The sequence below is a fragment of the Parabacteroides sp. AM08-6 genome (genome assembly GCF_003473295.1).
Classification (GTDB): domain Bacteria; phylum Bacteroidota; class Bacteroidia; order Bacteroidales; family Tannerellaceae; genus Parabacteroides.
Genome location: NZ_QRMP01000050.1, coordinates 396 through 10,516 on the forward strand (window position 1 = coordinate 396; position 10,121 = coordinate 10,516).

At 35.9% G+C, this 10,121-nt stretch carries 10 protein-coding genes; 2 read left to right on the top strand and 8 right to left on the bottom strand.

The window, feature by feature from the left end; genetic code table 11:
* Nucleotides 1–81 precede the first annotated feature (81 nt).
* Nucleotides 82–885, top strand: coding sequence for an HNH endonuclease (locus DW103_RS17360; protein WP_158576709.1), 804 nt, complete (start codon nt 82–84; stop codon nt 883–885).
* A gap of 110 nt (nt 886–995) precedes the next feature.
* On the opposite strand, the gene DW103_RS17365 is transcribed toward DW103_RS17360, so the two are convergent.
* Nucleotides 996–1,391, bottom strand: coding sequence for a hypothetical protein (locus DW103_RS17365; protein WP_122278467.1), 396 nt, complete (start codon nt 1,389–1,391; stop codon nt 996–998).
* A gap of 402 nt (nt 1,392–1,793) precedes the next feature.
* Between DW103_RS17365 and DW103_RS17370 the strand changes: the two genes are divergently transcribed.
* On the top strand, nt 1,794–2,234 hold the full coding sequence (locus tag DW103_RS17370) for a hypothetical protein (RefSeq protein ID WP_122278469.1): 441 nt from the start codon (nt 1,794–1,796) through the stop codon (nt 2,232–2,234).
* On the opposite strand, the gene DW103_RS17375 is transcribed toward DW103_RS17370, so the two are convergent.
* The 7 genes from DW103_RS17375 to DW103_RS17405 form a co-directional block, all read right to left on the bottom strand.
* Complete coding sequence (locus DW103_RS17375; RefSeq protein ID WP_122278471.1) at nt 2,235–4,892, bottom strand: hypothetical protein; 2,658 nt, start codon at nt 4,890–4,892, stop codon at nt 2,235–2,237.
* Nucleotides 4,889–6,859: a hypothetical protein gene (locus DW103_RS17380; RefSeq protein ID WP_122278473.1), complete on the bottom strand. Its 1,971-nt coding sequence runs from the start codon at nt 6,857–6,859 to the stop codon at nt 4,889–4,891. The genes DW103_RS17375 and DW103_RS17380 overlap by 4 nt, the downstream gene beginning before the upstream one ends.
* A 57-nt stretch (nt 6,860–6,916) precedes the next feature.
* A complete protein-coding gene (locus DW103_RS17385; protein ID WP_122278475.1) occupies nt 6,917–7,126 on the bottom strand; it encodes a hypothetical protein in 210 nt (69 codons plus the stop codon).
* A gap of 30 nt (nt 7,127–7,156) precedes the next feature.
* The gene (locus DW103_RS17390; protein WP_122278477.1) at nt 7,157–7,858 is read right to left on the bottom strand and encodes a hypothetical protein; all 702 of its coding nucleotides are present in this window, start codon (nt 7,856–7,858) and stop codon (nt 7,157–7,159) included.
* Between the two features lie 56 nt (nt 7,859–7,914).
* Entirely contained in the window at nt 7,915–8,946 is a 1,032-nt protein-coding gene (locus DW103_RS17395; RefSeq protein ID WP_233545728.1) for a phage integrase SAM-like domain-containing protein, read from the bottom strand.
* Between the two features lie 106 nt (nt 8,947–9,052).
* Complete coding sequence (locus DW103_RS17400) at nt 9,053–9,340, bottom strand: hypothetical protein (protein ID WP_147381242.1); 288 nt, start codon at nt 9,338–9,340, stop codon at nt 9,053–9,055.
* 12 nt (nt 9,341–9,352) lie between these two features.
* Nucleotides 9,353–10,069, bottom strand: coding sequence for a hypothetical protein (locus DW103_RS17405; RefSeq protein ID WP_122278483.1), 717 nt, complete (start codon nt 10,067–10,069; stop codon nt 9,353–9,355).
* Between the last annotated feature and the right edge of the window lie 52 nt (nt 10,070–10,121).

Consider the following 10,121-nt stretch of genomic DNA (forward strand, 5'->3'; position numbering starts at 1 on the left):
AAGCTGCTCTGCCTGTGAAGGTGGGGCAGTTTTTGTTATATTTGCAGTGTAAAAATGTTTAACCTACTAATATTAAGAACTATGTCGCAAAATAGAAAGAAGGTAACGAAGGATTTATTTCCATTTATTTTAGAAGAAGCGATTGAATTTCACCTGAAACGTAGAGTAAGAAAAACAGCTGTTGAAAATTTAGTAAAGCTTGGAATGAATAAGACAACAGCCTCTCGCTATATAGGTTCATTAAGTAATATGTTGGTAGGAAAATGCTATGAATCAACAATGAGCATTTCGGCAACGGAGTATTTTTTAGATAGAATATTTATAGATTTTGGAGAGGATAAATTGTCGTGGGCTCTATACGCATTACAGCAACATTTGGTGTATTATGAAAGTCTCAGGGATTTTAAGAGGAAAGGTTTTTGGAAACTTGTTACGAAATATAAGACGAGGATTAAAGAACAAGAAATTGATAATGATTTAGAACAGGCTATTCTTGATAATTTTGTTGCAGAAGATGGACGTCAGAAAGTGATTCAAGAATTAAAGGAGTTGAAGGTTTCAGACCCAGTATCTGTGACTATTAATGCAACAACTTATAAAAGGGATAATAAAACTATATCTCAATTAAAATATTTGCGAGGCTATCGTTGTCAAATGTGTAAAATTCAGATACCTAAAGCGGATGGTGGTTTCTATATAGAAGGGGCACACATTGATCCTAAAAAAAATAGAGGAAATGAACTTCCTAATAATATACTCATCTTATGTCCTAATCATCATAAAGAGTTTGATTACGGTAAGCCTGAAATAATTAGTCGAGATGATGAACATTTCAAATTTAAATTAAATGGTGAAGTCTATGATATTTCTCTTAAATTGGAATAGTTGAGACCGTGAGTTTGTAACGAAGACAATTTAAGGAAACGAATTATTTTTTCATAGTTAAAGTAAAGAGCATCTGAGTATTACTCTCAGGTGCTCTTTTTGTATAATAATTATTTCTCTGATGTTACCCTTGTATATAGATGAACTGAATTTGGGTAATCTAAAGAAACAAACTCTAATACGTTATTGCTTTTTATTTTAATTTCATACATTGGCCTAATTTCTGACTGATATAACGTTGCCTTTAATCCATCTTGTTTGTAAGTATGAGAATATGAGGCAGGAGTACGGGCTGTGTTCCAGTAGGTTATTGTCGCATTTTTCTTATCCTTGAATTTTATTTTGTTTTCAAAATAGACTTCAGGAAGAGCTGATATTTGTCCTTTTTCTACCCATGAGGTCCCTGCGAGTGATATAACTTCAGCTTTTTCTATGGCACTTATGTCTTTACTTTTACATGAAAAACAAAAGACAAGCAAAACTAGTACATAGATATAATTTTTCATAACTTCAGAAATTTAAGAGTTGATTATAAAGCAAATATAATGTTTTTATTTAAACTATGAAGATTAGATTTATAATATTTACCTTTCTCATGCCGAACAACATACAAAAATAAATAGGTAGGCACATTATATTCCCTACCTTTGTCGTGCTGTCATTAGACAGCCATAGTTAAGGTTAAAGCGTCCGGGGTAGTGATTATTCCGGACGCTTGCTTTTTTATGCTTATGTATTGGATGGTCAAGAAAAGTGATTGTACTTTACAGTGACCGAATTGATTATTTTATAATATATTGAAAATAAATTTGTTATAATATTATCGCTGCTTGGTATTTAATAAAAGTTTGTAATTTTACATCACATAAAGTTGTAAATCAATTTCTATCTTGCACCTAAAAAATAATATGGATTTATTTTGTACAATTAATCGAATAGAAGTTTTGTCAGAGGTAAATAAAATCACTGGCTATACAGGAAAACAGGTAGAAGGAAAGTTTGATAATATAGCTTCTACTGAAGATGAAGAAAATATAATTGGGAGTCTATATGATGAGTCTATTCTTCAACTGTTTTCTTCTTTTGCGGCATATAGACCTTCTTTGAAGTCTGGAAGTATTTTCTTTGATGTTCCTGAGACCTTCGATATATCGAAAAAACAAGTGATTGAAAAGGATATAATGCAGTTTCTTATGAATGAAGTCTGTTATCGGTGGTTTAAGATTACAAAGCCGGACGAAGTGGATTTTTATAGTATGCAAGGTGTTCGCATATTGGACAATATAAGGACATTGTTCAATATGCGAATAATCCCTACTAAAAGACCGGTGCGACAAATGGGTTTTTAGTTATCTTAATCTGTTTTGATAGGTTTCATCGGCCAAGACTTCTATATAGTTCAGCGAGACGTCTGTTCGGACGCCTCCAGCAACACAAAACATGAAGTATTTGAATGCATGAGTTTTATTCATCTTTGTTATCAGGTCGCGAACGTCTTCAATCTTTTCTCTTCCAGAAATAAGTGTGAAGTGTTCAGCATCGTTGCTTCCTAAGACATAGACCCCACAATTGCTAAAGATGGATATTTCTTGGTCCCTAAATTTAACAGATTCTCCGCGAAAATAGAGATTGGATTGGGAAGGTCTGATAACCCCCCTAATTGCCGACTGAAGTATTCTTTTATAGGTGATTGATCCGAATTTAATCGGACGTGTCAGAAGTAGAATTTTATTAACTGTACGATGTTGATTGTACATATTATACATCCCATGATCAGAAAGAACGGCAAAACATTGAGGGTAAGAATTAAGAAATCCAGAAATGGCGATAGATATTTTATGCCATTCTCCTGATGTTAAACCGTACACATACGAATATCCGTAAGTGGTATTTGAGACAATAACTTCTTTATCTTCATAATTATATCCTATGCATGCATCTTTCAGATAATATATAAATTCAATCGATGACAGTGTGTTTTCGAGTCCTGCAACTGTGGCTATTTTTTTTATAATAGGAGAACTGTCTATAGAAGACGGCAGGAATCCTTCTATTTTATCTGAAATTGTAGCAACGGTTGATCCGGATAAAATCATCAGACCTCTTTCTGTGGAGAAAACAACGGAATTATCGGTAGAGACAATGGATTGTGGGTTATTGCAGCAATCTCTTGTAACAGGAAAAGCATTTTGATATGCAATATCACCGATACCAGTAGACAATGCATATATACCTTCTCCGGTAAATACATACAATGGGAACTGACCAAACTGACCGGTAGAAAGAGCATTTGTTACAACCGCTAATCCTATGATTTCACGGTTAGAAACAGAATAAGTATGATCGGAAGGGAAAATAAATGGGTTATTTACTTCTGATACTTTCAGAATGTTAGGTCGCTTAACTAAAGCATCTTCTGAATCTTTTGCAGTTACAGCGTCAGAAAAATCATCCAAGGTCAGCGCGTGCACATAATTGTCATGTATATTATATGCAAGATTTAAAAAAGGATGGCTGGTAAGCATGAATGTTTTTTGATAAGTTTTTCCAGAGGCTGTTATTCTTATAATAATTTTGGTAGCTCTACTATCTGGATAGCAAATGAATGGTATTAATCCGTAGCTATTATGGAGTCTAAAAGATGATGATGTGATTTTCTCTCCGGAATCAGTCTTGATGTATACATGGGTTGTTCCTGACCCATTAATGGCAGCAGGCGTCTCTCCCCAATATTGACTTTTAATTTGGAAGATATCAAGCGGATATCCTTCGTAGAGTGATTCTTGGATATTATACAAATGCAGTTTAGAATTATAGATAAAACTACCACCCGTTAGTCTGTTGTGTGAAAAAGGGTCGTCTGATAGGGTTTCGTTTTGTTCCAAATTCTCTAATACTTTTTCGTCTTGAATTTTAGTTGCGCCAACATAAGGTTTTATATCAATTGAATGAACTTTATAGAACACCGAAACATTTAAGGCTTTATCCTTTATTTCTCCTTGATTGTATGTGTTTAAATTAATGTCAAGATAAGGGTCATGACTTGCTGGGCTTCCCTGATCCCCGCAATAAAAGTCTTCGATTGGAGAATTAAGATTTACAGTATTAATAGGTTTAGATATAAAGATATCTATGGATGTTATAATGTCTTTCCAGTTTGTTAGTTCAGTAGTGAAAGCCTCATATGATAGTCGGCATTTAGACACGATGGATTCGAACTTAAATCCTGTCATATATCCATCTTTCCAATTTATCCAAGAGTCATCTGAATTGGTCAAATTCTGATATATATAGGTTGAAACTGGATTCATGTAGGGGGTCATAAGTAGTAGGGGGGCACTATGCATTATGTGGGATCCATCGTACAATTTTAGCGCGTATCGTACAAAAATTGGATAACAAAGGTAACCATCTTTATTCACCTTGCTAACTAATTTTGAAACAGATCCATTCATGGCATTAGTTACTACATCAATATTGCCGTTTTCAAATTGATTATAAGAGGATAGTTCTACTTTTATTCGGTCTACAAGTGTAACATTGTTTTCGCTTTTTTCCAATCCTTCGTTAGATAAAAAGAAGTTAATGACTGGCATTTCTGGTTTTTCGCCAAGATATTTATACACAGTACCACTGAACAGAATATAATGGGTGGCAGATACTGTGGTTACAACAAGAGTATTTCCAACGCTTTGAACTTCTCTAATATTCGGAATATTGTGTATTATGATATTCTTGCTTATATATCCGTTATCTGTCCTATTGCTGTCATAAATTAAATCTCCTTCCTGGCTATAGGTAATGACATGTTCGTATATACCGTTTTTGTGTATGTAAACAGGTCTCAATCCGCTGGTAAAAGTTTTTTCAAGAATTGGGTGTCCTACAGGTTCTATAGATCCGTTTTTGAGTCGAGCATTGATTAGTTCCATGCATTGTCCATCTATAGCAATTGCATCATCTGTGCTTCTATTTATCCCGGACATGGGTATTGTCAACTTTTTCATTTTAAAATGGGGTTAGATTGTGATTTAATTTGGGCAAAAATATCATCGGGGACAGGAGCGGTTACGGATCCTGAAGGCTGTTGAAGTTTAGATAACTTATTCTGATTTTCCTGCATTTGCTGCTGCCTGGATTTTATGCTTTGAAGTAACCTATCTGCAAACGGGAACGCTCCATTTTCCAACATTTCTTCCACAGTAACAGCTCCGGTCTGGAATAGTTGCATCAATATATCATTTTGAAGCATTCGATAGGCTGGGGTAGAAGTACTTTCGGTCAAAGATAAATCAAATTCAATATTTCTTACTTTTTCCGGATTGAAGATTTTAGCTTCTTCACTATAATTCCCACCTACAATATTCAGATATCTGGTATCTGTATAGAATTGCTGCTGCAGTTTCATCATCTTGGTATCACGATCCTCTCTTAGTTGCCTGTAGGACTCCATGATGTCAATTAAGTTTATGGATGAGTTTTGAGATTGCTGTGCATATAATGATGCTGGAGTTCCTGAATTAGGCTTTTGCCCTTGTAATGCCCCAGATACTCCAGAGACATCTTCGAGAAGTTGTAATTGTATGCGAAGCATGTCGTATATACCCGTTTGCGAAGTATTTGCAATAACTTGGTGCGGTGGGTCTATTCCTGGTTTAGATTTATACAATATTACCCCATTATATGAGACCCATTCTTCTGCTATATCTTCCATTTTCATATTGTCTGGAAGGCAATCTTCAGGAAACATTAATACACCTTTTGCTGCTGCACTCATGATGAAGTCCTGCATTGTGATAAGGCGATTGATATATCTTTGCTGGTCAATAAATTCCGAGACAAAAGAATGTACTTCACCATTGAAGAATGGGTATAGTTTGAAAGAGTAGGGATGAGACTTGTGCCAATATGGGGTTTCTCCTTCTTTTAGAACGTCTCCGAATGGAGATAAGAAGCGATAGTACCAATACCGATCAACAAACCATTGGTATTCTAAAAGCTTCATGTCCTCTTCTTGGACACCCATTTCAGTTTGTTCTTTGATTCTTTGCTCATTGGTGCGTTTTAGATTTTCTTCTTCCTCAATCTCGACTTTATACCATTCTCCGGTGAGCCGGTCATGAACTCGTAAGCGTTCTTTGGATTCCTTTCTCCATACCTCTATAACCCGACACCTGGCTATGTCTTCCGGAATGAAAAAGTCCATCTCTGTAAACCTTCGCGAATGCAGGTTCTCAATTATGTTAGAGATTTCATCACTTCGATGTGAACGATAGATATCCTTTAGATAAAAGGCTTTTTCACGTGATCCGTCTGCAAATTTTGACAAGATCTCATTTAATGAAATGTCATGTATTTCTCCAATTAAGGAACAATCCCAATGGCGATAATCCTCCATGTGAGTGTCAAAGAACGCTCTATTGTAATTAACCGTGTCCGTCCAAACGTCCATCATGCAATATTCGTCACTCCATCCGTAGTAGGTCCGAAAGAATGCTGCACCGGTAATCAAAAAAACTTCGAGATTGCGACGATCCAATTCCCATAGTTTATTTTTCTGATAGCCGTATTGTATTGTTGCACTCATCATCTCTCCGAGCTTTTGCTCATCTCTATCTCGGGCGACACAAACAGGTTCGGTTTGAGAAGAGGAAAATTGTCCTAAAACAGTACGAATCAAAGGACGAACTCGATTGTTTTTCAATGGGATTTTGCCTTGATTCTTTATATAAGTAGATTCTTTGATTGTGCCGTCTTTTGTCTCAACCTTATCGCCCCATTGATCTCCAAAAACATACATTGAATATCTTTCCGAGTCTCTGCGGAAATTCCTCAAACTCTCCCATGCGTTATAGGCTTCCATCAGGATTGAGTTGTCCCTGAAAAAGGTCTTATCTTCCTGCACTACCGTATCAATCTTTTTCTTGCCTCCAAAAAAACGATTGTACATTTTTAAATTCACAGACTGTTTCATGTTACAATTATTTATATACGAAAGAAATAGCTACAACTTGAAACAGTACGTTGTAAATTATAAAATACGCTTGATAATTTTCCCTTGTTTCTTTAGTTCTTCTATTTTCTTTTTTGCTTTGGAACGGTTAACCAAGAGTATTGTATGAAAATTGTCTTGAAGATATATTGCTACTTTATCTTTTTCGATGTCTTTAGCTTTTTTCAAAGCAGATAATGCGTTCTCTTTTTCTTCGGCCAGATGTTGGTGATGAGTTTTATGTTTCATTATTATATGCTATTTGATTATATTTTTCTGCTATTCTTCCGAATAGCTTTGATTAGGATGAAATGCTTTTTCAAACACTTCTGGTTTCATCAGATTATTAAATAAAGCCCTGAAAGCTGCATGAATAGATGGTATCTCATTCAAATTTATCTTTTCCTTGCTTTCTCCTATCTCACTTGATAGTAGATCGGAGAGTCTTTCTATCTTATCCAGATTTAGATATTCGAGCGGATTATTGGCTATATGAAATCTTTTAGATATAACATCGCCGAAATCGTTAATCGATATACGGGATGTTTGAGATAGCATATTGATAACACAAGCCAAAGATGATAGCCGGTTTCGCTCTCCAGATATGCCATGATTGAGCAGAACTTGGCTGATTGTGTAGTAGTAATTATCAATATGTGGTTTAATATCTTCTTCCATTGACAGGGTTATATTCGCCAAAACCTCAGCGTTGACATTTGCAATCCTGAAAATATTTTTGTTATACTTGCCTACCTCTTTCTCTATATCGTTAAACAGCTTTTTTATCTTAAATCGGTAGAAGGGACTTTTCTTTAACTCCTCCTCAAGCGATAGGGAATAGTTATACACTTGGTCGTTGACGAACAAAACAATATAAGTCAGGACAGAAACAAGGCTGTTTGTTTCTTCATCTATTTTCTCCCAACTATCAATTTGATTTTCTTTTAATCCGGCTTCATAGCAGCCCAATACGTAGTTCATGATAATTTTGTTTTATGAGGGTATGTTAGATGTATCATACCCTCGTTGTTAATATCTCAATCTAAATATCCATTTCCGGCCAGTGAGCGGGCATTCTCTTCCAAAGTCATCTGATTATATCTATTCATACATTCTCTTGATTTATGTCCAGTGCATCCCATAATTTTGGATTCCTGGATATTGTTCTTAATCATATTGGTGATAAATGTTCTCCTGGCGGTATGAGAGGTGATAAGTCTGTATTTAGGGACCATGATTGTTTTTATTTCACCGGCAATCTCCCTTTCATAGGTTATCATCTCGGTCATCCCTGTTTTACGACAAATGTCTTTTATTACTTTGTTAAAATACTGAATGCAACAGGCTTTTGGCAGACAGTTATTATATTTTGCAAATATTTCCTTTACATACTTTGTAATGGGAATACACACTTTTGCTTTTGTCTTTTGGGTAAGCATCCTGATATTATCACCGACAATGTTATTTATTGTTATGTGGGAATAATCAGAAAACCTTTGTCCAGTCATGCACCCCAGAATGAATAAATCCCGTAATTCCTTTTCTCTTTCGGTCAAGCCGTCAAAGTAATATATTCGGGCAATATCCCTTTCTGAAAGATAGATAAAGAATAGGTCTTCATTTCTTATTCTGACATCTGTATAGGAATTGTCTACAGCCCATCCATTCATCTGCGCTTTCTTTAGAAAGTACTTCATTCGTTGGATTAATCCTTTGACTGTATTTATTTTCAATTTCTGTTTAATATGCAGGTAGTTAGCAAAATCGTCCAAAAGCTCCTTTCCAATCTCATCAGTATTGTAGGACTCTTTATATTCGTCCTGAAACCTGATAAAGTTCATCAGTGCTGATTTGAGAGATAAACGACTTTTTGCTCTTGGATTCTTTTGCAAAAATATCGTTGCGAACTGAACAAAACTACAAACAGGAAGACTACGCATATACTCGCTTTGTAGTGACATTCCTGCATAAGCTGAAAAATCAATTTTTAAAGCAGTCATAATAAATAGTACTTTGAAAATTAATAAATAAGCACTATATTTGTAGTGCTTTTTATAGTCTGAAAGCAAAAGAGTTTACAAAGGCCGGGTAGTTGTAGCTGCTCGGCCTTGCCGTTCTATTCAGATGTCATTTTTGGGGAGGCATGAAAAAAGTTCATATTTTCCGTGATTTGAGCTATTTCTTTAATTGACTTAATACACTATCATCAAATCCAGGGCAGGCAACATCATCATGCTTCGCCGGGTCCGGACCTAAGCCACACTCACAGTAAGCATCACAGTTGCCGCAAATTTTGCCGGTGTATTTTTTCTGGTCGTTCGGTTTTTCCGAACAACCACTTTCATAATATTCAAGCCCTTTACATCTCTCGTACTCTGGAGGAGTTCTACCTACATCGCAAAACTCCTCTTCTGTTTTTTCATTCATTACTTGATGAACGCAGTAATCACAGTCGTAATCCATATTCGTTATTTCTTAAACATTATACATCTGCTCGACTTTCAATCGGGCATACAACTTATTTACATCTCCTTGAGCCTCGTCAATAGCTTGTTTCCCGAAAGCGTTCTTCAACATGCGCATATCATCCTCGTTATCCAGTTTAAATGTTACGGGATTAGGAATTTTCTCTATGCCCATAATATCCAACAGGAGATTGTAATTTCCTTTCTCGAACTCCGACGTAAGCCAATCGTATTGGGCTTCCATCTGTGGAAGATTGTTGACCTTTCTTTCGTTCTCGGCCTTTACAAAGATGCGTTGTTCTACGGACATTGCGGATTCAAGGATTTTAGCAAACACATTCGTGGTAGACCCTTCAATTGTGTATTGCCTAATATCCTCAATATTCTTTTTGAAGACATCAAGCTTCTCTTGTATCTTTCGCTTTCGCTGTTCAAGAACCAGTTCAGCCTCCAGTCTCTTTTCCTCTTCTCCGTGATACATGAGGTATCTGGCACGTGCAATCTGGCATTCACGGATACCGAAAACAATCAAAGCGCCTTTATCATCACGGAGATACCCGTCACTTGTATGTACCCAATAGCCTGTCGAGCACTCCATAATACCTACCGGTTCATCCCCGGCCTTAAACATGACAGGGGAGCATTTTTTTCTAAGGTTGACCTTGTTCACAAGATCAAGGGTTAACCCTTCTGCTTTTTCCTCCTTTGTTAATTTATTTATTTTCATGCCTTCACTTATTTTTATATTAAAATTTTTCTGCTACTAATACTAAGCGACG

Coding starts and splice junctions, on each gene's coding strand:
- DW103_RS17380 (WP_122278473.1), bottom strand. CDS start 6,859: ATGAAACAGTCTGTGAATTTAAAAATGTACAATCGTTTTTTTGGAGGC.
- DW103_RS17360 (WP_158576709.1), top strand. CDS start 82: ATGTCGCAAAATAGAAAGAAGGTAACGAAGGATTTATTTCCATTTATT.
- DW103_RS17365 (WP_122278467.1), bottom strand. CDS start 1,391: ATGAAAAATTATATCTATGTACTAGTTTTGCTTGTCTTTTGTTTTTCA.
- DW103_RS17390 (WP_122278477.1), bottom strand. CDS start 7,858: ATGAACTACGTATTGGGCTGCTATGAAGCCGGATTAAAAGAAAATCAA.
- DW103_RS17405 (WP_122278483.1), bottom strand. CDS start 10,069: ATGAAAATAAATAAATTAACAAAGGAGGAAAAAGCAGAAGGGTTAACC.
- DW103_RS17370 (WP_122278469.1), top strand. CDS start 1,794: ATGGATTTATTTTGTACAATTAATCGAATAGAAGTTTTGTCAGAGGTA.
- DW103_RS17375 (WP_122278471.1), bottom strand. CDS start 4,892: ATGAAAAAGTTGACAATACCCATGTCCGGGATAAATAGAAGCACAGAT.
- DW103_RS17400 (WP_147381242.1), bottom strand. CDS start 9,340: ATGGATTACGACTGTGATTACTGCGTTCATCAAGTAATGAATGAAAAA.
- DW103_RS17385 (WP_122278475.1), bottom strand. CDS start 7,126: ATGAAACATAAAACTCATCACCAACATCTGGCCGAAGAAAAAGAGAAC.